The organism is Candidatus Thorarchaeota archaeon (assembly GCA_021498125.1).
Taxonomy (GTDB): domain Archaea; phylum Asgardarchaeota; class Thorarchaeia; order Thorarchaeales; family Thorarchaeaceae; genus B65-G9.
In genome coordinates this window covers 1,066,978-1,091,625 of the sequence record JAIZWL010000001.1, presented here as the reverse complement: position 1 = coordinate 1,091,625, position 24,648 = coordinate 1,066,978, and the positions used below count along the sequence as shown (strand labels likewise).

The 24,648-nt window shown below is 47.8% G+C and carries 24 protein-coding genes; 10 read left to right on the top strand and 14 right to left on the bottom strand.

What is annotated here, in order from left to right:
* Window positions 1–7 precede the first annotated feature (7 nt).
* Entirely contained in the window at window positions 8–745 is a 738-nt protein-coding gene (locus K9W43_05340) for a hypothetical protein (protein ID MCF2136650.1), read from the bottom strand.
* A gap of 176 nt (window positions 746–921) precedes the next feature.
* Between K9W43_05340 and K9W43_05335 the strand changes: the two genes are divergently transcribed.
* The gene (locus tag K9W43_05335; GenBank protein MCF2136649.1) at window positions 922–1,506 is read left to right on the top strand and encodes an NAD(P)H-dependent oxidoreductase; all 585 of its coding nucleotides are present in this window, start codon (window positions 922–924) and stop codon (window positions 1,504–1,506) included.
* Window positions 1,503–2,171 carry an NAD(P)H-dependent oxidoreductase gene (locus K9W43_05330; GenBank protein ID MCF2136648.1) on the top strand — a complete coding sequence of 223 codons (669 nt, stop codon included), beginning with the start codon at window positions 1,503–1,505 and terminating at the stop codon, window positions 2,169–2,171. Before K9W43_05335 ends, K9W43_05330 begins: the two co-directional genes overlap by 4 nt.
* Before the next feature lie 27 nt (window positions 2,172–2,198).
* Here the strand turns inward: K9W43_05330 and galK are convergent, their stop codons facing one another.
* Complete coding sequence (galK, locus tag K9W43_05325) at window positions 2,199–3,359, bottom strand: galactokinase (GenBank protein ID MCF2136647.1); 1,161 nt, start codon at window positions 3,357–3,359, stop codon at window positions 2,199–2,201.
* A complete protein-coding gene (gene galT, locus K9W43_05320) occupies window positions 3,359–4,294 on the bottom strand; it encodes a galactose-1-phosphate uridylyltransferase (protein MCF2136646.1) in 936 nt (311 codons plus the stop codon). The genes galK and galT overlap by 1 nt, the downstream gene beginning before the upstream one ends.
* A 101-nt stretch (window positions 4,295–4,395) precedes the next feature.
* Here galT and K9W43_05315 point away from each other — a divergent pair, with 101 nt between their 5' ends.
* Window positions 4,396–5,175 (top strand): GNAT family N-acetyltransferase, encoded by a 780-nt coding sequence (locus K9W43_05315; protein ID MCF2136645.1) that lies wholly within the window; start codon window positions 4,396–4,398, stop codon window positions 5,173–5,175.
* A gap of 16 nt (window positions 5,176–5,191) precedes the next feature.
* Here K9W43_05315 and K9W43_05310 read toward each other — a convergent pair whose 3' ends face one another.
* The 8 genes from K9W43_05310 to K9W43_05275 form a co-directional block, all read right to left on the bottom strand.
* Window positions 5,192–5,962, bottom strand: coding sequence for a hypothetical protein (locus tag K9W43_05310; protein ID MCF2136644.1), 771 nt, complete (start codon window positions 5,960–5,962; stop codon window positions 5,192–5,194).
* Between the two features lie 118 nt (window positions 5,963–6,080).
* Window positions 6,081–6,344, bottom strand: coding sequence for an Lrp/AsnC ligand binding domain-containing protein (locus tag K9W43_05305; GenBank protein MCF2136643.1), 264 nt, complete (start codon window positions 6,342–6,344; stop codon window positions 6,081–6,083).
* Between the two features lie 787 nt (window positions 6,345–7,131).
* Window positions 7,132–8,013, bottom strand: coding sequence for a hypothetical protein (locus K9W43_05300; GenBank protein MCF2136642.1), 882 nt, complete (start codon window positions 8,011–8,013; stop codon window positions 7,132–7,134).
* A 152-nt stretch (window positions 8,014–8,165) separates the two neighbouring features.
* The gene (locus tag K9W43_05295; protein ID MCF2136641.1) at window positions 8,166–9,245 is read right to left on the bottom strand and encodes a hypothetical protein; all 1,080 of its coding nucleotides are present in this window, start codon (window positions 9,243–9,245) and stop codon (window positions 8,166–8,168) included.
* Window positions 9,246–9,532: 287 nt separating this feature from the next.
* Complete coding sequence (locus K9W43_05290) at window positions 9,533–10,474, bottom strand: thiamine pyrophosphate-dependent enzyme (protein ID MCF2136640.1); 942 nt, start codon at window positions 10,472–10,474, stop codon at window positions 9,533–9,535.
* Entirely contained in the window at window positions 10,474–11,679 is a 1,206-nt protein-coding gene (porA, locus tag K9W43_05285; GenBank protein ID MCF2136639.1) for a pyruvate ferredoxin oxidoreductase, read from the bottom strand. The genes K9W43_05290 and porA overlap by 1 nt, the downstream gene beginning before the upstream one ends.
* Before the next feature lie 4 nt (window positions 11,680–11,683).
* Window positions 11,684–11,980, bottom strand: coding sequence for a 4Fe-4S binding protein (locus K9W43_05280; protein MCF2136638.1), 297 nt, complete (start codon window positions 11,978–11,980; stop codon window positions 11,684–11,686).
* On the bottom strand, window positions 11,977–12,528 hold the full coding sequence (locus K9W43_05275) for a 2-oxoacid:acceptor oxidoreductase family protein (GenBank protein ID MCF2136637.1): 552 nt from the start codon (window positions 12,526–12,528) through the stop codon (window positions 11,977–11,979). The genes K9W43_05280 and K9W43_05275 overlap by 4 nt, the downstream gene beginning before the upstream one ends.
* A 260-nt stretch (window positions 12,529–12,788) precedes the next feature.
* Here K9W43_05275 and K9W43_05270 point away from each other — a divergent pair, with 260 nt between their 5' ends.
* From K9W43_05270 to K9W43_05250, 5 genes are all read left to right on the top strand, one after another.
* A complete protein-coding gene (locus tag K9W43_05270) occupies window positions 12,789–13,544 on the top strand; it encodes a sulfite exporter TauE/SafE family protein (protein MCF2136636.1) in 756 nt (251 codons plus the stop codon).
* Window positions 13,545–13,677: 133 nt separating this feature from the next.
* Window positions 13,678–15,810 (top strand): hypothetical protein, encoded by a 2,133-nt coding sequence (locus K9W43_05265; GenBank protein MCF2136635.1) that lies wholly within the window; start codon window positions 13,678–13,680, stop codon window positions 15,808–15,810.
* A gap of 131 nt (window positions 15,811–15,941) precedes the next feature.
* Entirely contained in the window at window positions 15,942–16,361 is a 420-nt protein-coding gene (locus tag K9W43_05260) for an SCP2 sterol-binding domain-containing protein (protein ID MCF2136634.1), read from the top strand.
* 75 nt (window positions 16,362–16,436) lie between these two features.
* Complete coding sequence (locus K9W43_05255; GenBank protein ID MCF2136633.1) at window positions 16,437–17,621, top strand: iron-containing alcohol dehydrogenase; 1,185 nt, start codon at window positions 16,437–16,439, stop codon at window positions 17,619–17,621.
* Window positions 17,622–17,630: 9 nt separating this feature from the next.
* Window positions 17,631–19,451 carry an aldehyde ferredoxin oxidoreductase family protein gene (locus K9W43_05250; GenBank protein MCF2136632.1) on the top strand — a complete coding sequence of 607 codons (1,821 nt, stop codon included), beginning with the start codon at window positions 17,631–17,633 and terminating at the stop codon, window positions 19,449–19,451.
* Between the two features lie 50 nt (window positions 19,452–19,501).
* Here the strand turns inward: K9W43_05250 and pepD are convergent, their stop codons facing one another.
* The 3 genes from pepD to K9W43_05235 form a co-directional block, all read right to left on the bottom strand.
* Window positions 19,502–21,010 carry a beta-Ala-His dipeptidase gene (gene pepD, locus K9W43_05245; protein ID MCF2136631.1) on the bottom strand — a complete coding sequence of 503 codons (1,509 nt, stop codon included), beginning with the start codon at window positions 21,008–21,010 and terminating at the stop codon, window positions 19,502–19,504.
* Between the two features lie 136 nt (window positions 21,011–21,146).
* On the bottom strand, window positions 21,147–22,025 hold the full coding sequence (locus K9W43_05240; GenBank protein MCF2136630.1) for a hypothetical protein: 879 nt from the start codon (window positions 22,023–22,025) through the stop codon (window positions 21,147–21,149).
* Window positions 22,026–22,099: 74 nt separating this feature from the next.
* The gene (locus tag K9W43_05235; GenBank protein ID MCF2136629.1) at window positions 22,100–22,549 is read right to left on the bottom strand and encodes an Lrp/AsnC family transcriptional regulator; all 450 of its coding nucleotides are present in this window, start codon (window positions 22,547–22,549) and stop codon (window positions 22,100–22,102) included.
* Between the two features lie 112 nt (window positions 22,550–22,661).
* Here K9W43_05235 and K9W43_05230 point away from each other — a divergent pair, with 112 nt between their 5' ends.
* On the top strand, window positions 22,662–23,603 hold the full coding sequence (locus K9W43_05230) for an asparagine synthetase A (GenBank protein MCF2136628.1): 942 nt from the start codon (window positions 22,662–22,664) through the stop codon (window positions 23,601–23,603).
* 159 nt (window positions 23,604–23,762) lie between these two features.
* Window positions 23,763–24,638: a phosphatase PAP2 family protein gene (locus K9W43_05225; GenBank protein MCF2136627.1), complete on the top strand. Its 876-nt coding sequence runs from the start codon at window positions 23,763–23,765 to the stop codon at window positions 24,636–24,638.
* Window positions 24,639–24,648 lie beyond the last annotated feature (10 nt).

Here is a 24,648-nt window from a genome sequence, read left to right as displayed (position 1 = left end):
CCAAAGCTCAGTGCTTGTCGGGAACATATCGCTGAGGCGGTACGTTCGGAGCACTCCGCCATGGGCCATTGTAGCTGTTCGTAGGACTACGTGGTGCCTTCTTGTCACCCCACCGCCCTGTGTATTCGTAAAAGTTTGTGTCCTTCAAAGGTCTCAGCGAATCCTCGGTACGCCAGACAACACCCCCATCCTCAAAGAGGTCACGCCAGATTTTAAGAAAGGAGAGAGGTTTGCTTCGCGGATTTGGATAGTGCGCGTGAGATCCTAATGCGACCCATGCATGCACATGATAGTTGTCAAGGACTATGTCTTCAGGAATAAACCCTGGCAGGGTATATCCTGCCGGAAAAGACCCCAGCCGCGCGGTCAGATGATTGGACAACAACCAGATGATGACACCATCGAACAGAGTAGGATAGATGCGCACCTCAATGTGTTCCCAATCGCCCAGATGCAGACCCTTGCAGGGGAGAGCATACGGAAACTTGTTATATCTATACCAGAACCAGTACCGGATCTGAATCCAGTCCGAATACTCAAAGGTCTCATAATAGCAAGGCGCGGACGGATCTAGGACATTGGGCCACAAATCTCTCTTGAAGGCACTCCAGTCTTCATGAAACTGCTCGTAGATCTCTTCGGCATCAGAGGGAAAGCAACAGTGGGTACCTTCCCGTGGATGAAAGTGAAGGATTGGAGCAAACTCGCGGACGAGATCACTTGTGTTCTCTGGCAGATTTATCATATTGGTTTCACTCCCGATAATTGATGTATTATTGTTTTTGCCATTTCGGTCTCCGACAAGAGAATAATTAATGAGATAGTGAGGGGATTCATCGCACTTAAATCAGCGTAGGCGTCAATAGCATCAGAACGCTTTGGCCCCCAAACTTGCGGTCAACAGGTATAATAGGAGATTGAATGACTCTGCACGCAATAGTACTTGACGGCACTTTGCCAGCACACGACTTTGCTTCAACAATTCGAAGAGAGGTCCAGACCATATTAGAAACACATGACTGGACCGTTGAGATCGTTCAACTTGCAGACAAAGCGATTGCAGATTGCACGGGATGTTTTCAATGCTGGACCAAGACACCAGGAAGTTGCATCATTAAAAACGATGAGGCCAATGAGATCACATGTAAGCTTGTAAGGTCCGACCTCGCGATATATCTCACTCCCGTAGTCTATGGGGGATATTCGTATCTTTTGAAGAGAGTTCTTGACAGAAGCATTGGCATGGTACTACCGTTCTTTCAAAAAGTCCATGGCGAAATCCATCACAAGCGCCGATACGAAAAATATCCGCGAATGGCCATGATAGGAATCCTCCCAGAGCCAGATCCAGTAGCGGCCGACCTCTTCATACAACTCAGCAGACGAAATGCGATCAATAGTTGGGCGCCAGCTCAAGACGCCGTTGTCATTACGGAAGACATGACAGCGAAGAAGGTAATGGAGAACCTCACGAACATGTTTGCCAATGTGGAGGTGATCTCGTGAGTTCAAAGACTGCCGTACTACTGATCGGGAGCCCTAGAGGAACGCGAAGCACATCGTATTCACTTGGCAAATATCTCATTGACCATCTTGACCAGTTCGAGACCTCAATACTCCATATCCCAAGGACTCTAAGAGATCAGACCAAGACTCAAGAGTTGCTGGAACAAGTGAATTCGGCAGACCTTGTCATTTTGTCAACACCTCTGTATGTGGATCAACTTCCTGCACCTGTCATTCATGCTCTTGAATTGATAGACGAGTATCGAAAGGACTCAACTTCAACTTCTCCAAAGTTCGTTGCGATCATAAACTGTGGTTTCCCTGAGAACCAGCACAATGCGGTTGCACTGCGGATCTGTCAGCACTTCGCTCACAAGACAGGATTCGAGTGGGCGGGCAGCCTGTCGATGGGGATGGGTGAGACCATTTCAGGGCGGCCGTTAGAAGACAGAGGAGGCATGACGAGGAATATTCGATCAGCACTGGAACAGGCTGCAACGGCTCTTTCGGAGAAAGGACGCATTCCTGAAGATGTGAGCGCCAAATTCGCAAGACCTGTGATACCAATTAGACTATACTCGCTGATAGCAAACCGTTACTGGAAACGCCCCGTGAAAAAATATGGCACCAAGGACAGACTGAAAGATCGGCCATGCCTCCAATGATCCAGACTATCTCTCAAATGACTGCATTCATGACGAGTCCAACAGAGTGACGCCACCGGGAACACCAGTGGAGATCCAGCTCGCGGTCATATTGGTCGCAGCCTCGTACTCGCGCACGATCGCCTCAGCTGTTGTAGGGATGGCCTCCTTCTTGACAAGACAGATGATCGAGCCTCCAAATCCCGCTCCTGTGAGCCGCGCACCAAGGACGGCCGGTTGCCTACGGGCAATGTCAACAAGACTGTCAAGAGTGATGTGTGAAACCTCGTAGAGATCCCGTGAACTCTCATGTGACTCGTACATGAGCCGCCCGAATTCGTGAATATCACCAGCCCGAAGAGCATCGATCCCCTGACGCACACGTTCGCTCTCAAGGACTACATGTCGCACACGTTTTGCAAGTGTATCATCCAAAAGCTGTTCGGCTCGCTCGAGCGTGGAGAGTTCTACCTGTCCAAGGGCACTAATGTCCCAGCCGTATTTCTGAAGCTGTATCAATGCCTGATTACACTCGTCAAGACGCTGGTTGAGAGCATCTCCTGCATTTCGTGAGACTCCTGTGTTGATGATGAGAAAGCCAAGATCCTTGCTCAGCGGGATGTCCGCAGTATGCATTGATGCACAATGAATTGCCAGTAACGAGTCAGGTTTGCAGAGCTGCGAAGTGAACTGGTCCATGATCCCACACGACACCCCACAAAAGAGTCGCTCAGCCTCAAAAGCGATCATGGCCAAGGATTGAGGGGGCATTCGCAGTTCGTTTAGCTCTGCGATCAGATTCACCACTGCAACCTCAAGTGCGGCCGAGGAGCTGAGACCTCCACCAATGGGAACATTTCCACTAATTGCAACAGTGAGACCGGTCACCTTCTGCCTTCGACGCTCCAAGGCCCAGAGCACTCCACGAACAAAGTCGTGCCAATTCGCAGACTGTGTGCGAGCCTGATTATGAGGACTGAATGTAACGGTCTCATCGAATTGGACTGAATGTATCGTGCACTGATCAGAGCGAACTCCCGCGGCCCAGACATAACGTTCAATGCTGGCTGCAAGAACGAGACCCCCATTGTAGTCAACATGATTACCTAAGACCTCGACTCTACCGGGGGCTCGTGTAATGACCGCCTCTTCAGGGGAAACCCCAAGATCACTCAATGCATCTAGAACTGTCTGGATATTCTCGTCCACTATATTGCCTCCCTGAGTTCGCGGGCCTTTTCCTCAGGTGTGGAGTCATTTGTATACGTCCACGCACCAGTCTCGATCCCGGCCAGATATTTGAGCCTTGCCGAGTCACGCCAAGGAGGATAAAATTCGATATGGAAGTGCCAATAGGGATGATCGCCATTGGGAGCGGTATGCATGGCCATCACATAAGCGGTCTCTTCGAAGACAGCATTGTATCGGCGTACAACATCCTGAACCATCAGTCCAAGCTCTTGCAGAGATCCTCTCAGTTCGGAGAGCGTACCAACATGCTCCCGGGGATAGATATGAACCTCGTAGGGTAGACGAGCACCGTATGGCACCAGTGAGACAAAATGTTCGGACTCATGGATCACACGGTCTCGGGACTTTAACTCGTTCGCTAATAGTTGACATAGCAGACACTCCTTCTCCGAGACCCATACCTTACGGAACTGGTCCAGCTCGCGTTGGATCCGTGGAGGTATGAAGGGCAATGCATAGACCTGTGCATGTGGATGATCAAGGCTCACACCAATCGAGCGACCCCGATTCTCAAACTCGAACACATATCGTATCCCCTCTTTTGCGCTCAGTTCCTCAAAGACGCGAAGATATTCTTGGAACACGTGTTCTAACTGATTCTCATCCATATGCTCAACTTGCTCAGAATGATCGGGTGACAGAATGATCACTTTGGAATAGCCGTAGGCCGGGGTCTCCATGACAACACCGCCCTGAAGGGGAGAAAGCCCAGAGTCAGGGGTCAGTGATGCGAATTTATTATCAAGGGTGAGGACAGACCAGTCACCGCCCGTCTCGGGTTGCCCCGGGCAAAATGGGCAATGACGATCAGGGTCTTGAAAGGGTCTTGCAGCACGACCCGGTGTCACGATCACCCATTCGCCAAGCAGAAGATTCCATCGTAGAGTGCTCACACGCACGACCTCATCCTAAGGGGAATAGAGAACAATTAGAATCATTCGGCAACGCCACTAGCGATGAGATTAAGATTACGTATGGGTATCGAGAAACTACAATGACCAACTCTGAACTCATTATAGAACTCGAAAAGACCGGATCTCGTGCGTGGCCTGCTCGTGAAGAGGTCGCGCTATATGGGTGGATTCTGAGAGCAGATATGGGAATAACGAGAAGAGCGAATAGCGTTCTCCCAACCCGATTTGAGGGGTCGTCACTTGAGAGAGCAATTGAAGAAGCAGCACGCTTCTATACCAAGCGGGGGTTACCTATCTACTATCAAATGACAGAGGCAAGCCAACCACAGGAACTTGATGATGTGCTAGAGTCGATGGGGTACGAGAGGGAGCTGACTGTTCATGTACAGACCATCGAGACCTCAAAGACCAGATCAGCCAAAACCGAAGCGAAATCATCTGTAACACCCACACCAGATAAAGAATGGATGAGAGGTTATACTCAAGCAACAGGATACTCAGAGCAGTCAATCCATGCACGACTAAAGATCATGGAGCGGGTAAGGGATCATAAGGGGTATGCACTTGCCAAGGTAGATGGTACACCAGCAGCCGTGGGATTTGGAGTTGTGACTGGCGAATGGGTTGGCCTCTTCGGCATAGCGACGCGAAAAGAATTCAGACGAAGGGGTGCTGCCACAGCAGTGAGCAAAGCGTTGATCTCATGGGGTGAGTCTGTCGGGGCAAGACAGGCCTATCTACAGGTTGAGACCGATAACATTCCTGCAATCAAACTGTACGAGCAGATGGGGTTTGCCACAGTCTATACGTATTGGTATAGATTATTAAAAAATAGCGAGGATGGGAGTCTCACCAAGTGAGCCCCCGAATAGTCGTTTACAACTTTGCGGTCCAAGACTCGTAGTCGGTCTTGATCTTCTTGGCATCAGCATTGTCGCCAAACTCAGGAGGGTTAATGCGGAGTTCATCGCCATCAAGAAGTGCCTCAATGACCATTGTGCCCGGCGACTCGATCTTGATTCCCAGTTTACCACCACGGGTGAACCGCTCAGTATAGACAAGGTCAGAGTTCTTCACTACTGCATAGAGAAGATATGCAATCTTGTGTTCAGCCAGACCTCCTGAAGGTGCGGGTGCCGTCCTTGCCTTAGCAGCCGGAGCGGTCTTCGGCGGTGGAGGCGGAGGAGGTGGTCTCGTTGCTGGAGCGGATTTTGTCTTGGCAGGTGGCGGTGATGGTGCGCTACTCACAGCCGTATCGCGGATCTTTACAGGGGCTGCCTCATACTGAGCAGCAAGCGCCTCATCATAAGCAAGAACCTCATCTTCAAACTTCCAAGGTTTGGAGAGGATCTCTTTGAAAGTATTGATGTTAGCAGCCACCTCTGGGTCCCCGGCATCCTTCTCCATCATCTCTACAAACTTGGATGTGGAGCGTCCAATTGTCGTGACACCCACTTGGTGCCCACTCTTCTGAACTGCTCGCGCCATTCGCAATGTATGCATGCGGGTGGGCATATTTACATTCTTACCGACCCAGACCCAACATGTATCGTTATATTCATCGAGCAGAATCACAGCCGTATCACTATTGACCAAGCTGGAATCAAGACGTACCTCAGAGAGTACGCCCGCGTCATCTTGAAGCATAAGTAGAAATGGCTTTCTTGATAATGTCTTGACCGGAATCCCTTACACTCTCCGTATGTGTTGGTCCCAATTCTGATAGAGGCTGTTCGTGCTTTTAACAGAATCGCGGATGAACCAACTACGAGGCAAGACGTGAGGTCATATCAAGTTCTACGTCAACAACCAAGAGTGTCTGTGTGTCTGCAATACCGGGAATCCGTCTGATGCGCTGAGTAATAAACTCGACAAGGGTCTCCATATCGCGCCCACGAATCTCTACGACCAAGTCGAACTCGCCAAAGACCGTATGGGCCTCTTCAGTGACGGGGAGGTCCAGTATCTCGCGTGTGACCTCTTCTTCTTTGCCGCTCTCCATCTTGATCAGAACATATGCTTTGACCATGGGAATATCACCATCACAATCAACAGAGGTTGTTGGTCGTATAACTCTTCCTGAAAATGATACGTCTAATAAAAATAATTCGCGCAGATTATGTGGGAATCTACAAAAGCACTGAATGGGACCGAGCTTGGCGCAGATGCGACAGGCCCAGCCCATTTTATTTTAGTCGATGTAATGTCGCTATTTCATGAAACGAGGGCACTTGTCTTTCGTCATGCCAGGAGTCTCGCAGGGCTTATTCATACCCTCATAAAACTTGAAACCATCGACACCACATTTATTTTCTTCTGCATTAAACTCGGGACAGGTCATTGGTCCAACCTCACATACTGAATTGTCAATCTTGCCTCATTTGATAACGAGGAATTGACAATGATAATTGCTAGATTCGGTGCATATTAAGCTTATTCGGCTAGTATGGAGTAAATAAAAATATTGCGATAAAATTCACCTTTATTTAGAGCAGAGCCTGCGCCTTCATAACTTAACGCAATAAAGATGGAACATAATGACCACCTCAGCGCCAATATGAATCAGATAATTCAGTATCACACAATCATTTATTGTCCATACAAGAATGGCAACAGACCGCTGGTGGAATCTCTGAACGAACCGCTAAGTTACGACTATCAACCGTCCATGAGCAACCGGAACTTAGAATACTCAATAACATACGAAATCAGCCAATCGACCAATTCTGCTCTTTGCCACCAAGATAAATTGCCATTAATGCGACACCTAATACACCACGAAAAACATTGATAGTTGAATATATCATATATATCTATTAAAAAATGCGCGGTGCAGGTGCGGGAATTGGTAAGAACACGATCAGCAGACTATTTATGAACCATATAATAGAGAGTGTGAGTCCGAACAGGACCAATGCGTTAATCAGACGGTTCTGAGTGCTCTTTGCAAGTGCAAGTATTATCGGTGTGTATCCGTCAATAGGATCAACGTTTCGAAAGAGATAACCGTTATACCAGATTTCGAGGACCTGTTGTTCCAGTGTTGGGTCTTTTGGAATAGTTATCCCCTTCATCCTAACCTGACTCCGTATCCATCGTAATGCCCGTGTGCGATCCTTCTCCTGAAATGATGCTGCATCACGACGTAACTCCTCATCGCTCATGGAATCAATCTTTGTCCGGCTATAATTTATCATGTATTCCGATATTACTATTCCATATGTAACGGACCATAGAATATTGATAAATACCATCATACTAAAGAATTCAGAGAAGGTATAGCCATCGTAAAATACAACGATTACTGGTGTCAATATAGAACTAAGGATCGAGAGGACGGATAGAGCCCGCGTCCCATATGCATTTTGAAAAGGACCACTATATGCCCATCTATATATGCGGGGGAATTCTGGGGAATCGATCCCTACTTGATCAATCACAAGTGAAATACCAAGTGAGTGATGTAAACAAATCTGGAGATAAACTACTAAAGTAGCGAATGCGGTAATCATCAGGATAAATAATAATATGACCATAGATGATACAAAGGGTACTGACAATAGACCCGGTATACCTTCAGGCACTCCATCCCCAGGAAAAGGATGGCACTCCAGATGTAATAATAATAGGCTCATTACTATTGACTCGACCAGTGCAAGAGTGACCCATAATGAGAGTGAATACCTTTTCTTTTTCATATTTTTAATACATACTTCTGAAGGACTGGGAATCTGTTTTTGATGGAAGGCATCCTTGACCTCTTGAATGAAGTCCGAAACACTTTGAACACTTGTATCTCCGTCATTTCCGTCCAATGATACCCAGTCCTTACTATTTTATTTTTCCAGTGTTATGTCATAAATGTCCAGTAGGCCGTAAGCAAGACATCCGCAATAGTAACAAGAAAGATCGCCGCGGACGCTGCAAAGGCTGCACGTGACCATGGTGCTGCCCACGACGCGTTTAGTCCAAACAAGGAGGCAATCCACCCCCCAATAAGTAATATGATATATGATGCGCCCGGAAGCGCTCCTTTAAGTATTAATGAGAGTACAACTCCAAAAGCGGCACCAAAAATAAGATACATCACATTACAGAATTCGGGATACGACGTAAAGTATGAATTAAGAACCCAGTATGCAGTATATCCAACGAGTGTCATAATAAAGGCGAGAAATCCACCTAATAGAATAGGATGCGACCGAGTCGCAAGGACTCTCGGGATGTGGGATTCACCTGAAGCGAAATAGACCACTGTGATACTTGCGATCAATAGAGCTTTTAGTACTCCCCACCATGCAGGTATCTCCCCTAACGGTAGTAAATCAAGTGCACCTGAAAATAAACCTACAAGCAAGTCATTAGCAGCTGACAATATTCCGTGAATAGTAGATGATGGCACATTTGGATCTTGAGAGAGAATGAGAAAAGATCCAAGAAAGCCAGCTAATCGCGCGTCTATTACCCCATTAAAACCAACTACTGATGCCGAAGAAACGTATTTATTTACCTCACTCGAGTCACATGCTAATACAATATCTTTCCCTGGAGTCATCTGGATTCGATTGCTGAACGCTTGCCAACTGAGTACCTGCGAACCTGCAAGAATTCCTTGTTTAGATCCATGAGATACCCATACGACTCTTCTGACTGTCCGATGGATGGTCAGTGCATACTCCAGTGACCCATAGTCCACCACCTGCACATGCGGATCATTCGCCACGATTGTCTGAACCGCAGTACTCACCGCACTATCGTGGTGCATGACCACTACAACATCCGAGACCACAGGTGCCGAGAGCGGCATGACCCACAATGGTGATAACACTGCGATCACAAGCAGCGCAGTCCTCAGTTTCAAAAAATCACGTCTATGACGACCGACCGACCGACTGGCATAGCCCACTCGTGTACCAAGTACACGTCCCATTATCCCCATTTCACTCAAGAGAATTCATTCCTCAAACAACCAATAGACCAAATGTAAATAAACCTTACTGATTTGTGGGCGTTGTGTGTAAAAAGACCACAACCATGAATCAGTCAAGGTGAAACAGATTCTGCGGAGTTTCGAGCCCGACAATATCATAGTGCAAGTCACTCGTATACATACGTTTCAATCTCGACTTTTCAGAAACCGTCAGTAAAGAGCCATTAATACAGAATATTTTTTGAGGAAAAAAGAGGGGATAGGAGCAAGAGCTCCAATCCTATGGACTAATCGAGGCCGCACTTCTTACGGAGAAGCTCCCAGTCCTGATAGACCCATTCTTGGATCTCTTTGCGGAAGTCCTCCCATTGTGGAGTGAAGAGATGTTTGAACTGCCCCTGCAACTTGAAGTACTCGTCTACGGGCTTGAGCTCTTTGAGTCGCTTACTCGGGCCAGACATGACGTATTTAGTACCATCAATCACCTCATAGAGAGGATGCAGACCAGTCTCGACAGCAAGCTTGGACAGCTCAATAGACTTGGAAGTATCAGATCTCCAACCACGAGGACACGAAGAGTGTGCGTGTACAAACGCAGGTCCCTCGACCTCTAAGGCCTTCCTGAACTTTGTAATAAAGTCACGATAATAGTATGGAGCCACAGTCGCCACATAGGGGATCCTGTGGGCTGCAACGATCTCTGCCAGAGGCTTCTTTTTCTGTCGCTTACCGGGTTCTACCGTTCCGGCCCATGAGGTCGTGGTCTCCTGCCCGGGCAGTGTTGCACCGGATCTCTGAATGCCAGTGTTCTGGTATGCACCATTGTCATAGACCAAATAGACAAAATCATGACCACGTTCAAGTGCGCCGCTGAGAGAACCAAAACCGATATCGAAGGTACCACCATCTCCACCGATTGCTACAACATCAACATGCTCAAACTTGCTCCGGCCTTTTTCGGCCATCGCCTTGTAAGCCTCGATCACACCCGATGCTACTGCGGAGGCATTCTCAAAGGCCACATGGATCCATGGGACCTTCCATGCAGTATACGGATAGATGGTCGTGGCGACCTCAAGACAACCAGTTGCATTGCAGAATACGGTCGGCCCGCGAAGTGCCATGCCCACAAGCTTGATGATCGTGGGTGCTGCACAACCTGCACACATACGATGCCCCGAAGAGAGGATTTGTGGTTTCTGTAGCATTTCTTTGAGTTTGACTGTCATTATTTTCGCACCCCCAAGGTCTCATACAATGGAGCTTTGCCTTTTGCAAGATACTCCTTTGTCTTGTTGTAACCGTCCACAATCGTAGTAGGCGGTACATCACGGCCACCCAGTCCGATGACAAAGTCAGTGACCATAGGTCGCTCGTCAAGGTCATAGAGTGCGGAACGCAGCTCAAGAGCCAGTGGATTACAGACCGCACCAAAGGAGAGGCACTTCTCAAAGACAGCCACTGCCTTTGCATGCTTGATCTTCTCAACAACCTCTTTGACAGGGAATGGACGGAACATCTTCAGACGAAGAACACCGACCTTCTCACCCTGCTCGCGAAGCGTGTCTGCTACAACCTTAGCAGTCCCAGCAGGGGTACTGTGGGTCAGTAAGATGATATCAGCATCTTCAGTCTTGTAGTCCTCGACCATCCCGTAGGATCGTCCGGTCATCTTCTTGAATGCCTCTTCGACCTCCTTGAAGACGTCTGGGACTGCATGGATAGCACGATCCTGCTGCTCCTTGAACTCGAAGTAATAATCTGTCAGGGCCAGCGGTCCCATCGTGAGCGGATTATCGGGGTCGAGTGGTTGCACGGGTTCTCTGACACCCAAGAATGACTTGACAGCCTCATCAGGGAGCATCTCGACACGCTCTACATTGTGACTCAGAATGAAACCATCAATACATACCATCACGGGCAATAGCACACGATGGTCCTCGGCCAGCTTGAAGGCCATGATCGTCGTGTCATAGGCCTCCTGACTGTTCTGACAATAGAGCTGGATAAAACCAGAATCACGGGCACCATAAGAATCGGACCAATCATTGTGAATATTAATTGGGGCGCTCAGTGCTCTATTAGCGACCGTGAGAACAATTGGCATTCTCATTGAGGCTGCACAGTAAAGGACCTCCCACATCAGAGCCAGACCTGCAGAGGCGGTTGCTGTTGCAACACGTGCTCCAGTCGCAGATGCGCCGATACAGGCAGACATCGCACTGTGCTCGGACTCGACCGTGATCACCTTGGTCTGAACCTCACCGTTTGCAGCGAACTTCTGAAAGTCCTCTACGATGATAGTCTGGGGGGTGATAGGGTATGCGGCCATTACATCGATATCGCACTGCTTGAAAGCATGGGCAATGGCTGCGTCACCTGTCAGTCCTTCAATCTTGATCTTGTCAGCAGGAATCTTTTCAACAGCTGTCATCTGTTTACTCACTCTCCATCTTGATGCTGCTGGTCGGGCACTGATTTGCGCAGATCCCGCAGCCCTTGCAGTAGTCGTAATCATACTCGTAGGTGTACTTACCATCCTTCTCAATGAGCCGAATAGCATCATCAGGACAGAATATCCAGCACAGACCACAAGTACCATTCTTCATCCAAAGGCAGGTCTCGTCATTATGCACTGGGCGCATCGCACGCCAGCCACCTGTCTTGTATTTTGTTGCATTGCCGGGCTCGAGTATATTACCAGCCATCGGGATATCATTGAATTTCTCGCTCATCCGATCTGCGCCTCCTCTGATGCTCGCTCCATTGCGGCCTTGTTCAGCTCACCGACCTTTCCAGGGTAGCGGTTGAGAACTGTCTGGATTACGGTCTCCAACTTCACAATCCCAGTTGCTTTTACCGCAGCTGCCATTGTGGGCATGTTGTAGAATGGGCGACCCAGGATCTCCATCGCAATTGTGCTTGCGTCAACGGTCACTACCGTACCGGTCTTGAACCCGAACTTGTCCCGCACCTCGGCAGGACTCATCGTAGTGTTAAGCACAAGTATACCATCCTCTTTCAGGCCCTCGGTCGGATTTACCACTTCGAGCAGAGTCGGGTCAATACAGACCACGATGTCTGGGTGGTAGACCTGGGCATAGATTTGGATGGGATCTTTGCTGATTCTCAAAAACGCTCTCACTGGAGCGCCTGTCCGCTCAGGGCCGAACTCTGGAAAGGCCTGAATATAACGGCCTTCCTCAAGTGCAGCCTTGCCAAGCATTTGGTTGCTAGTGACCACACCTTGGCCACCGCGCCCATGCCAGCGGAACTCTGTTATTCCCTTTGCGAAATCTAGCGCCATTGTTGATCATCTCGTCAGGTCCAGAGATGCCTCTCGGTGGCTTCGATTGCACGATGCTTATGTATTTTCTGTAATGCCACTTCTTTTGATAGAGAACTCTCGATATGCCAGCATCACGACACGTAAATAGGCATATGCACGCAATTGCCGCTGGACGAGCCTAAATACTGTAGGTACCATCGGAGTCCAAGACTGAGCAGAGGTATGGCTGCAGTCAATCCATTGATGGTGAGATCATGGAATTTACAATAATTATACCAATTGTCTTCTTTCTAATTGCTCTAGTTTTCTCAATGCTGGGAATGGGCGGCTCTCAGCTGTATATCCCAATTCTCTTCTGGTTCGGAATGGACTTCAAGACTCAGGCAATACCACTTGGTATGCTCCTCAATGTGGTCAATAGCTCATCAGCCGCTACAACGTATCACAGAAAGAAACTCATAGAATGGCGAGTCGCACTTCCATTTGCACTCACTATGATCATCTTTGCACCAATCGGCACACTGCTCAATATTGCCGTTCCAACTGGAGCGTTGCTCATTGTCTTTGCGGTCTTTACAGGAGCAGCAGCTCTATTGATGCTGAGTGGTTGGAAGCCATCGCGTGGAGAATTGAACTCCCATGAAAAGACGATCATAGGTATAATCGGAGGTGCAGGACTAGGATTCATTGCAGGGCTCATCGGCCGTGGAGGAGGCAGCTTTGTTGTACCACTTCTATACATCGTCGGTCTCGATCCAAAGATTGCAGCAGCCACATCCGCATTGATAGTCACCTGCTCCGGAACGTCGAGCTTCATCTCGCACTTGGTGTTCGCGGCTCAGCCACAATGGGATATTTGGATTGCCAGTGCGTTAGCTGTGTTTTTGGGAAGCCAAATCGGATCACGAGTCATGGCACATCATGCACGGCCCAAACACGTACGTGCAATATTTGGCACGGTACTTCTTGCAATCTCGATCATTATAATGATCCAAGCACTTGCAGTGTAGCAATAATGACCGCATGATCTTAGTATAACATAAACAGCACCAAAATAGATGACTAATATGTCGACCTGAAGACATATCAACCCGGGAGCGAGTTACAAGTTGAACTTAACGCCAATAATGTTTTTGTTCGCTGATGGCAAAGAGTGAACTATACATTGGATGTGAATACGTGATCAAACTGGTATGTGTGCTCTCGACCGGAGGCGTTCCCGTCTATGTGAAGAGCGTTGGCGGGACAGAGAGTGAGATGCTCCTGGGTGCATTGATTGAGGCATCAAAAAGTCTTAGCGCCTTGATTGGGAGTGGTCAAGTTCGGAACATAGCTTTCAAGGATGACACTCTGCTCATGACAGAATCCGAGAAGGGATATACTATCGTGATGCTCGTGAATAAGGCTGAGAGCTATATGGAACGACTGCTTCAGATCCTTGCAGAGGCGTTAGACTACTCACCCATTCCAAAAGCTGATGGAACCGTCATATCAGACTATCAAGATGATGTAGAAGAGATCATGAACACGTATATCTTGCAAGACATCGAGACCCCCTTCCCGGATGTTATTACCAAAGTGTGGAAACCAATCCTTCGGACAATTCAGGAGGACGAGCATCTTAGCGAAGTATACAATGAGGTTCAGGAACTCTTGAACCGGCCAGAACGTACTGATGAGTGGAACGAGTTCGCTTCAAAGGTGGAAACCTCACTTCCATTGGCATTGGAGTATGCATATCGGGGGGCTTTTGATTATGCATGTGCGGCTTCAATCAAGTTGGAAGGGACAGCAGCCAAACTCTTTGCGATAAAGATGGGGACACTATCACTATCCATGGCAAACACACATGCACCACCTCAGCAATTGTTGCAACGACTTGTTTCTGAACTTCCAAAGGATCACGCACTCTATGATCTTGCAGAAAAATTGGTCTTGAATCTAAACAAGGATGCCATTCCAGCAGACTACACAAGAGCATTTCGTGGAGCCATACAGAAGACAGAACTGAAAGACACGGAAGAGGATATACTCACGGGTTTTCTCTTCTTAGACAACCGTGTTGTGAGATTCCCCAAGTTTACAGAAGAATTGAAAAAACTCTACGCAGACAAGACCGAGATTGTAGATGCATTTGTCAATGGCATACTTGAGAGAGGACGCATTTTTGAAAATCTTTACTCAATTACTAGTTTTGAGGCCTTTCGTGGAAATCTGGCAGTCTACAAGACACGTATGAGAGACGTCTTGAAACGGATTGACGAGATCACTGCGCATTATGGTGAGAGCGACCCGTTGCATAATTTGTACACCAGCGCAGGAATTGCATCATCTTTCCATCTTCAAAACTACATCGCGCTCTTAACAGCCCTCTGCGAATCACCAATACTGGCACTTGGGGACAGAGAGGAGATTCTCAAGGAGGTAATAACACTATACGAGAAACGCTTTCTGAAACTCATAGAAGTGGGAGTTCCACTCTTTGTATTTACAATCGATAGTGTATTTCAGAGTCTGAGTGTTGCACTTGCAGAATATTATCATATTGTCACAGGTCAGAAGAGAAAGAAACATGTTAGGAGAATTATAGATTTCCTTCAACAGATCTTTACAATGATGGATAGCGAATGGCCAAAACCACATCTACAGTTCTCTCTAACAGTCATTGGGAATGCCCTTCTCCCGATATTGACCAAAGCAGAGATGCTACGAGACGAAGAGATCAGACTGATGATCATCGCAATGAAGAGCCTTGATGTTGATACTATTGATGCTATGCAGTACACGAAACCAATTCAGTATGCTACCAATCTCGGAAATGTGATAACATCTCTGACCGCCCTTGCCGATCGTCTTCTAATGGGAGAGGTTCGAGAAAAGGTCCTCGCATATTGCATCCACGTCACTCTTGAAACGCATACGGGATTCTTAGCAAGAGGTGTTGTCTGCCGCGATGATATTAGATCAGCGACCAATCATGCGCTACTGGGAGCCGATACACTGCCAGATGAGAAATTAAAACGGGTCATGGATCAAGTGATTGCCCTCAATTTGATTGCAATTCGAAATATTGATCAGTATGATTATGAAGTTCCAATGCTTGCCAGCCCATTCATTGATATATTGAAGGTCGCAGCAGCTCGATTGGGGGATCATAGATACAAAAAACTGGCTGTGCAGATCTATAGAGCATGTATGGAAGCATGGAACAAGTACGGCTTTGAAACGAAGGCCGAGAACTTCAGAAGAAAGTTCAGCGATGTTGCTGAGTGGTAACCACTATCTGCATTAAGACAATTAGCAACCTGAGAAATCTATGATGTAATACCTCATGATGGATAGATTAGAGCCTACCAGAACATTTTTTGTTTGCCGTTCACAACGTTTCATCAAGTGGAGGTAAATAGATGTCCGAAGAGAAGCTTGTATTTCCTTCAGAAGAGTGGATCGCAAAATACATGGAGGCATTAAATTCCAGTAGTGCATATGAAGAGGCAGCAAAGACATGGGAGGGTGACTTCATCTTCCAGATCGATGCAGACGGGGAGATCATCAAAGAGCCCATCCGGTTCTATCTGGATCTCTGGCACGGGAAGTGTAAAGCGGCAAGAATGGCAGGTCCTGATGATACAGCAGAATTTGTATATGCGGGGGCATATAGCAGCTGGAAAGCACTCTTTGCAGGAAAGGTGCATCCCATCAAGGGCATCATGCAACGTAAATTTGCCCTTACGGGAAATTACGGGAAGGTCATGCGTGCAACCAAAGCGGCAATGGAACTGGTAGCTACTGCGGCATCAATTCCAACAAAGTTTCTTGATGAATAAGCCATGCGCCAAGAATAAGAGCCACCGAGCCCCAATGCTTAGCATATTGTTTCGTGTAAAAAAGGGACAATATAGTTGGGACAGAGAATGGTCTGGTGGTTTGATATTCCAAAGGTCGCCTTTGGTGAGGATGCTCTGGAAGAATTGGCGATGGAATCTGGCAAGAGGGCAGTGATAATTACAGACAAGGTCATCAGTGGATTAGGGCTCATCGATAGTGTAAAGGACATCCTAGAACGTGGAGAGAGAACAGTAACGGTCTGGGACGGCGCAGAACCGGATCCCAGAATCTCAATAGTAAAGGATGCGGCTGCCGCTCTGAAAGAGGCCAATGCCGATATGATAGTTGCAGTAGGTGGGGGGAGCGTGATGGACACTGCAAAGGCTGCATGGATACTCTACGAAAACCCCAACTATGACCTCAAAGCGTTGAACCCATTTGATGCACTCGGCCTGAGAGACAATGCAAGGCTCTATTGCATACCGACAACAGCGGGGACTGGTTCTGAAGCGACAAGAGCTGTGGTCATCCGAGAAGATGAGACCGGTCGCAAGTTCGCATCGATCAATCCGGAATTGATCCCTGACATGGCAATTCTTGACCCAAAGATGGTGGAACGCCTTCCGCGAGACCTCACTGCATACACGGGAATGGATGCGCTCACACATGCTGTTGAGGCGTTTATCTCGATCTGGAAGAACCCCTTCTCGGACGCAGCGTCACTACAGGCGATTCAACTTGTGTTCGAGTGGCTTCCGAAGTCGGTAAACGATCTGGGAAACCTCGAAGCACGTGAGAAGATGCTGGTCGCGGCCAACCTTGCTGGGATGGCATTTAGCAACTCACAAGTCTGTCTTGCACATTCCTTAGGTCATAGCCTTGGTTCAGTCCTCAGAGTTCATCATGGTCTTGCGGTTGGAATGGCACTGCCACTCACAATTGAGTTTGCAATTCATGGTAATCCTGATACTGCCGCACATGTCACAAGTCTTGCATCGCTGGTGGGAATTACAGGCAGTGGAGAGACCGCTGAAAGAGCATTTGCGGAGAGAATACGGGATCTCCAGAGACAGATCGGATTTCCGTTGAGCCTCCGAGAAGCTGGCATCTCGAAAACTGACTTTGAGGAGGGACTTGACAAGCTTGTGGAATTTGCAATGATGGATTCGAGCATCACCATGACACCGCGAGATGTCAACGAGAACGAGATCCGCGAAATCTACAATCGGATGTACGAGGGCACGCGGGTAGACTTTTGAGGTGAGAGAATGAAGGGGTATCATGGTCATATTCTCAAAGTGGATCTCTCGACTGAATCGATCTCCAAGATGCCAATTGATGAGACACTGGCACGTCAGTTCCTTGGGGGCGCCGGACTGGCAAGCAGACTCCTATACACTATGATCGATTCAGACACCGTTCCGCTAAGCCCTGAGAATCCCCTCTTGTTACTGACCGGCCCCTTCGCAGGAACCCCAGTCCCTACAGGAAGTAAGGCCACATTCGCCACACGCTCACCGCTTACTGGTCTGTGGGCGCATAGTACCTTTGGAGGGCATCTTGGGGCGGACCTGAAATTTGCGGGCCATGATGGAATACTCATCATAGGCAATGCGAAAAGACCATCATATCTACTCATCGAGGACGACCATGTGGAAATTCGAGATGCATCTCATCTCTGGGGTCGTGATACAGAGGAGACGTGGGACCTGTTAAAGAAGGAAACAGGCCACGAGAGAGCTGGTATCGCACGAATTGGTATTGCTGGAGAAGGTCTCGTCAAGTATGCAAGTGTAATCATAGACCACCACAGAGCAGCGGGGCGCACAGGAATTGGTGCGGTCATGGGGGCCAAACATCTAAAGGCAATTGTAGTTCATGGTACGAATAGAGAGGTACCTGTGGCAGATCCTGAGGGCCTTGAAGAATACTGTACAAGATTAAATGAGGATAAACAGGGGACCGCAACGTTTCAGATGTATTCTGATGTCGGAACTGCGGGATTCGTTGACATGGCCACAGCGATGTGGGGATCGCTTCCCGCACAGTTCTATACTGAGGGAGAGGTTGATGCATTCAACATCTCAGGCGCAACTGTCAAAGAGACCATTCTCGTAGGAAAGAAGGCCTGCTACAGATGCCCAATAGCCTGTGGGCGCGTCATTGAGATCAATGAGGGAAAATATGCGACTGGACGCTTCGCAGGACCGGAACTGGAAGTCACAGGCACAATGGGAACACTGATCCTCAATAACAACCTTGAGGCACTCGCGTTCATCAACAAGCAGATGAATCTCTATGGCTTTGATACGATCAGTGGGGGAAATACAATTGCCTTTGCATACTATCTCTATAACGAGGGGTATGTAACTGCTGACGACTTGGATGGCATAGAGCCGAAATGGGGGGACCCTGATCCTGCAATTGCATTCATCCACAAGATAGCGCACCGTGAAGGGATAGGTAACGTGATGGCGGATGGAAGCCTTGCTCTAGGTGAGAGATTTGGAGTGCCGCATCTTGCACCACAGGTCAATAGAATGGAGCTACCGCAGCATGATCCGCGAGCCTTCTCGGGAATGACCATTGCTTATGCGACCTCTCCACGTGGTGCCTGTCACATGACCGCAGATATGTACAATGTTCAAATGGGGATAGAGGATGAAGCATGGGACATTGTGAGTATGGATAGGTTCGAGAATGAGGCCGATATCGCTGCGCGACTTCAAGACCTTCGAGCAGTCACCAACTCGATACTAATCTGTAATTTCTATCCGATACAGGCGGACGAATTGGTCAATCTACTCCGTCTTGTCGTGGGATGGGATTACACCTTAGAGGAACTAAAGACCACAGGTGAGAGAATATTCACTATGATGCGCCTGTTCAACCTGAAGATGGGATACGATCCCAAGGACGAGCAACTCCCAGAGATCGTTCTTCATCCATTGGAGGGCCCCACAGAAGGGCATGTTCCAGATGTTGAGGCACATCTCAGCAAATGGTACGACTATCGCGGCTGGGACAGATCAACTGGCCGTCCACCACACGAGCAACTAGAGGCCCTTGGTCTTGTAGATCTCGAATAAAAGAGAGATGACTCCCCCGTCACTTGGTAATCACAGGGGAGCTGACTCAACTATAGAGCAGCACTTGGTAGCTCTCGTAAGAGCACCTTAAGGAAACTATAGAACTGCTGAACTGACTTGATATTCACACGTTCATCAGGGGTGTGGGGATTTTGAATCGTAGGACCTACTGAGACCATCTGCATTCCGATGATCCGCGAACCGATGATCCCACACTCTAGTCCTGCATGGACGGCCTCAACTCGCACCTTCCCTCCAACTACACGCTCGTACTGCTCGCGAACAAATTTCAGAAACGGGCTATTGGGGTTGGGTGTCCAACCGGGATATGCCTGATCAAGTTCGACCTTCCAGCCTCCAAGATAGCCAATGTCAGCAAGCGATCGGCGAAAGGCCTCAAGCTCGGCATCTACATTGCTCCGGGCAGACTCGTGAAGGGTCATCGCCGACTCTGAGGTCTTGATGATGGCAAGATTAGTAGAGGTTTCTACAAGATCAGGAATCTGTGGAGAGAAGTCCTTTGGGCCATGTGGAAGCGCATTGATGGTCCATATGATCGTTCGGGAGATTTCCGGACTCAGATGCTTTTCACGAGCGACCTCACTGAAAGAGATCCTGATCTCTGGTTCCAGTACACCTTCTGTCCCCTCATTGTGATAGTAATCGATGATCGCTTCTCGTTCATGATGGAGAATATCCCGAACCGAGCCGATCTCATTACTCTTCACACCAATGACTGCCGTTGATTCACGGGGAATTGCATTATGCTTGCTCCCACCATTCCAAGAAGAGAGAACAACTTCATGACCATTAGTAACAGCGGATACGAGTCGAGCGATAAGCTTGTGTGCGTTCGCGCGATGTCGATGAATATCACCACCGGAATGGCCACCACGAAGACCGCTCACAGTCACTTTTAGAAAGACGTATTCGTCAGTAGGCTCGATAAAGTCGAGATCACGGGAATACGCTACCTCTCCACCACCCGCCGAACCTATAGTTATCACGCCAAAGTCCTCAGAGTCAAGATTGAGGAGGAGGCGAGATTGAGGATCAAGCCTGTCAACGTCAAGGCCAAAGGCACCAGTGAGTCCGGTCTCCTCATCAATGGTCAAGAGGATCTCAAGGGGCCCGTGTACAGCATCCTCATCAACAAGAAGAGCAAGCGCCATGGCCACACCAATCCCATTGTCAGCACCCAGTGTTGTGCCCTCAGCAGTCACCCACTCCTTGTTCTCTTCAATGTTCACAGGAATGGGGCTATTGTCAAAATCAAATCCTTTCGGGCGATCGGTCTCACAGACCATGTCCAGATGACCCTGTAACATCACTGGCGGACATGACTCAAAACCCGGAGTGGGGGGAATCTTGAGAAGAATATTTCCCACATCATCCTCATGAATTGTAACATTGACATTGTGCGCCTTTGCTTGCTGGGTCACCCAATCCTTAATGACCTCACGAATTCGATCTTCCTTCTTTGACTCACGGGGCGTCGCCGCAAGAACGTGTTCGAAGATGTCCCAGACAATCGTTGGCTCGAGTTTTTCAAGAACCACTGTTCTATCCTCCATGCGGAGGACTACTCCATAGTGTATAAGAGTTGTTAAGTTGACAGAGTTGCACTACCGCAACATCAGACCATACATCAAGAGAAAACGTCGGTCTTAAGATCTGACAATCTGTTTAGAGAGCTCATGACCTCCTGCGTCTTTTCAACCAGATAATACACAGAATGGCCACTACACCGATGCCGATGATGATTGCGCCTCCAAGATAATTAGGAGAACTCTCAGTCTGAGGGAAGTTGGCCTGTACATATATCCCGGGATGCAAAGATCCAGGGATATCCTGTACCTCAATCTCATGTGTTTGATTGAATGAGTCCCATACCGTTATCCCGCGATTGGTAAAAGGGATCACATCGATGTTGGCAGTCGGAGACCATGACCAATTTACTTTGAATAGAAGCGTAGATGGATTGCAGGTATAAAGTGTGGTACCATTCTTGACCGAGATCCCCTCGAGAAGAAGATACATCCCCATGCTCACATAATGACTGAGATTGCCTATATCAACGGTCAGATGATTAGGAAATCCCTCGCCCAAATTTGTGAACCATTGATCATAGGTCAAATCAATATCACTTGCCGAGGAGCCGTCCAAATAACGGTCGTAGATTTTCGTCCCGTCGGTATACAAGAATGGATAGCTGCGTACTCTATCGATCAATACGTGAGAGCCGTCAAGGGCTGGAGCTGAAGAGGTGTTAAGACGATAATCGAAAAACCACGAAGTAATATTGGTCATATTCGAGTCCAATCTCGGAACCTCGAACACGAAACCTAGTGGAGCCACCAACTCGCAAGACCCCCCGATAATATGCAGATCACAAAAATCCTCATACAAATGACCTGACAACACATGAGCATCATTGGTGGTGGTTGACTCATCAGACTCTGGGAGTACATGTATCATGGATGGAGGAATACAATACAGTCCCACTAACATCACGATTCCCAGTAATGCCCAAAGCCGCATCTTTTCTTTAGATGGGATAATACGCATTGACAATCTCTCCTCGATCAATGAACAACTGAAAAGACAAATATTCTTTCGGATGACCACAATGAGCGATTCCCCCCGATTCAGATCCCCATAAGCACAACACTCGTAGTGGTCTTCTCGATTCCATCTATATTGCGGAGCTTGAAGATTACAAACTCATTCAATGCATCAACATCCTTCAGTGCGACTCTCACGAGAAGATCGACCTCGCCTGTGAGGATAGATACCTCTTCCACTTCAGGGAACTGTTTGACAGCCTGAGCAATTTTGTACTGGTCAATCATTTTACCCTTTGTTGATCGATACGAGACCGTACAGAAGATATAAGCAATCAGACCTCTTCCAAGTTTTTTCTTGTCAAGTTCAATTGTGAACCGTTTGATGATCCCACGTCGTCTTAATCGCTTGATACGATTGTGAACGGTCGTCTGAGGAAGATCTAGTAGAGTTGAGAGCTGTGTAGTTGTGAGCCGAGCATTGTCCAGTAGCAACTCTATGATCTTGATGTCTTTTTCATCAAGCTCGTACATAATGGAATAATTTTCCATAATTGCTTAAGAATCATGCTATTATTGCTAACTCTACGACAAAATCACCGCTCTGTTTTTGATTGGTGCAGTTCACACTACTGACGTGATACAAATGGAAGTGACATCTTCTCGAACTACAATTGTAACTGAAGCGGGAATTGAACCGCCGACACATTACGAAGAAATAATTAAAATCCAGACCGAGGCATTATTTGCAACTCATCAGTTCCTGAGAAGAATGGGATTAAAACAATTAATGCCAGTAATCTTGTCCCCAGTGACTGATCCACTAAACCACTCGGTTTATGATGCGTCCATAAACTATCTCGGCCAGAAACTTCAACTCACAAAGAGTATGATTCTGCACAAGCAAGTAGCCATCTCGTCTTTAGACATTAGAGGAATCTACATCATCTCGCCAAACGTGAGATTGGAAAAAGAAGTGGGATCGAACAGACACCTCATCGAATTCTCACAGCTTGATATTGAACTGAAGAGCGCATCTGCCCAGAAGTTTATGAGATTCATGGAAGACTTACTATCCCATATCTTTAAGCGCGTGAGAAGAACATGCCGCAGTGAGCTGGAGATGCTAGGGGCAGAGATCCAAATTCCTAAGCGCCCATTTCAGGTCTATTCAAGCAGAGAACTCCAAGAAAATCTGGGACCTGACTTTGAATCATACATTTCTAAGACCAGCAAAGAACCTGTATGGATAACTGACTATGAGAGAGAGTTTTACGACCGCGAGGACGAGAAGCGCAGAGGTCATTATCTAAACTATGATCTTGTCTATCCTGAAGGATATGGTGAAGCACTCTCTGGAGGAGAACGTGACTACAAATATGATGTCTTGGTCAGAAAACTAAAAGAGAGAGGTCAGAGGCCTCAAGATTTCGCAGCGTATCTTGAACTTGCTAGAAAAGGAGTTCTCGGGCCCAGTGCAGGAGGGGGGATTGGTATTGAGCGACTGGTCCGATTTCTGACCAAACGGTCACACATAAGAGAGGTCACACTATTTCCAAGATCTCCGGGTGAGTCCATAACGTTGTAACAGATTATTGGACAGAAAGTCATATCTTCCATAAATCGATAAATGAGAGGATTGTCAAGCAATCATAAGAGAGAGCCTGTATCAACTGGTGCCTTGCAGAGAGGACACCACAGATTTTTCTATCGCCGAGTCAATAGGGATAAGAGGAGTGATTAAGACATGTTCTTTGATCCCGGAGTCACAGATCTACTGAGAGACCTCATGCCTTGGGCAGGACTATTCTTTCGAGCTATTACAGAACTGGGCTCGGAACTCTTCTTTGTTGGGTTTATATTAACGGGGTTTTGGGTCTACAGAAAACGTGAGTCCATGGTGCTGGCTTATGTGCTACTTGCAGCAGTAGTTTCGAACTACCTCATCAAATTGGCCATCGCCAATCCTCGACCAGATCCGACTAATTGGTATCCCGGTGTAGAGGCCACCAACTATAGTACTCCCAGTGGCCATGCGCAGAACACATCAATGCTCTTTGGGTGGATCTCCCTCAAGTCAAAGAACCTGTGGATCACAATCACCTCGCTTGTCCTGATCGTGTTGATAGGGATCTCAAGGGTGTATCTTGGAGTTCACTATCTGGAAGACATTCTCATTGGATGGGCGATCGGATTTGTACTCTTAGCAGTATTATACAGACTCCAACAACCTCTCACCGAATTCTTTGGGAGATTTCGTTCAGAGTATCTATATCTGACACTCTTCCTCATTGGATTTTTGATCACATTCATAACCACTTATCTGATCCCGCTCCCTCCTGGTGACAACTTTGGTGCTCTGGGAGGCCTGACCATGGGATTGGCGGTGGCATTTCCACTAGAAGAGCGGTATGTTGGGTTTGATACAGAGGCTCCAAATGGTCAGAGGTGGCGACTCGCATTACGTGCAATCATAGGATTTGTACTGGTCCTTGGAATAATGATAGGTCTCAGCCCATTGCTTCCGTCAGCCAAAGTATGGCTAAGAGCTGTCAGATACTTCACAGTCGTGGTCATTGGCGTATTCATCTGGCCTGCAGTATTCAAGAAAATCAATCTCTAAGGGAGGTAAA

Excerpts from the sequence above, each read along its gene's own strand:
- K9W43_05270 (MCF2136636.1), top strand. The coding sequence starts at position 12,789 with ATGGAATTTACAATAATTATACCAATTGTCTTCTTTCTAATTGCTCTA.
- K9W43_05305 (MCF2136643.1), bottom strand. The coding sequence starts at position 6,344 with ATGGTCAAAGCATATGTTCTGATCAAGATGGAGAGCGGCAAAGAAGAA.
- K9W43_05260 (MCF2136634.1), top strand. The coding sequence starts at position 15,942 with ATGTCCGAAGAGAAGCTTGTATTTCCTTCAGAAGAGTGGATCGCAAAA.
- K9W43_05265 (MCF2136635.1), top strand. The coding sequence starts at position 13,678 with ATGGCAAAGAGTGAACTATACATTGGATGTGAATACGTGATCAAACTG.
- K9W43_05280 (MCF2136638.1), bottom strand. The coding sequence starts at position 11,980 with ATGAGCGAGAAATTCAATGATATCCCGATGGCTGGTAATATACTCGAG.
- K9W43_05230 (MCF2136628.1), top strand. The coding sequence starts at position 22,662 with ATGGAAGTGACATCTTCTCGAACTACAATTGTAACTGAAGCGGGAATT.
- K9W43_05250 (MCF2136632.1), top strand. The coding sequence starts at position 17,631 with ATGAAGGGGTATCATGGTCATATTCTCAAAGTGGATCTCTCGACTGAA.
- K9W43_05225 (MCF2136627.1), top strand. The coding sequence starts at position 23,763 with ATGTTCTTTGATCCCGGAGTCACAGATCTACTGAGAGACCTCATGCCT.
- K9W43_05235 (MCF2136629.1), bottom strand. The coding sequence starts at position 22,549 with ATGTACGAGCTTGATGAAAAAGACATCAAGATCATAGAGTTGCTACTG.
- K9W43_05300 (MCF2136642.1), bottom strand. The coding sequence starts at position 8,013 with ATGAAAAAGAAAAGGTATTCACTCTCATTATGGGTCACTCTTGCACTG.
- porA (MCF2136639.1), bottom strand. The coding sequence starts at position 11,679 with ATGACAGCTGTTGAAAAGATTCCTGCTGACAAGATCAAGATTGAAGGA.
- K9W43_05295 (MCF2136641.1), bottom strand. The coding sequence starts at position 9,245 with ATGGGACGTGTACTTGGTACACGAGTGGGCTATGCCAGTCGGTCGGTC.
- K9W43_05310 (MCF2136644.1), bottom strand. The coding sequence starts at position 5,962 with ATGCTTCAAGATGACGCGGGCGTACTCTCTGAGGTACGTCTTGATTCC.
- K9W43_05315 (MCF2136645.1), top strand. The coding sequence starts at position 4,396 with ATGACCAACTCTGAACTCATTATAGAACTCGAAAAGACCGGATCTCGT.
- K9W43_05335 (MCF2136649.1), top strand. The coding sequence starts at position 922 with ATGACTCTGCACGCAATAGTACTTGACGGCACTTTGCCAGCACACGAC.
- K9W43_05340 (MCF2136650.1), bottom strand. The coding sequence starts at position 745 with ATGATAAATCTGCCAGAGAACACAAGTGATCTCGTCCGCGAGTTTGCT.
- K9W43_05290 (MCF2136640.1), bottom strand. The coding sequence starts at position 10,474 with ATGACAGTCAAACTCAAAGAAATGCTACAGAAACCACAAATCCTCTCT.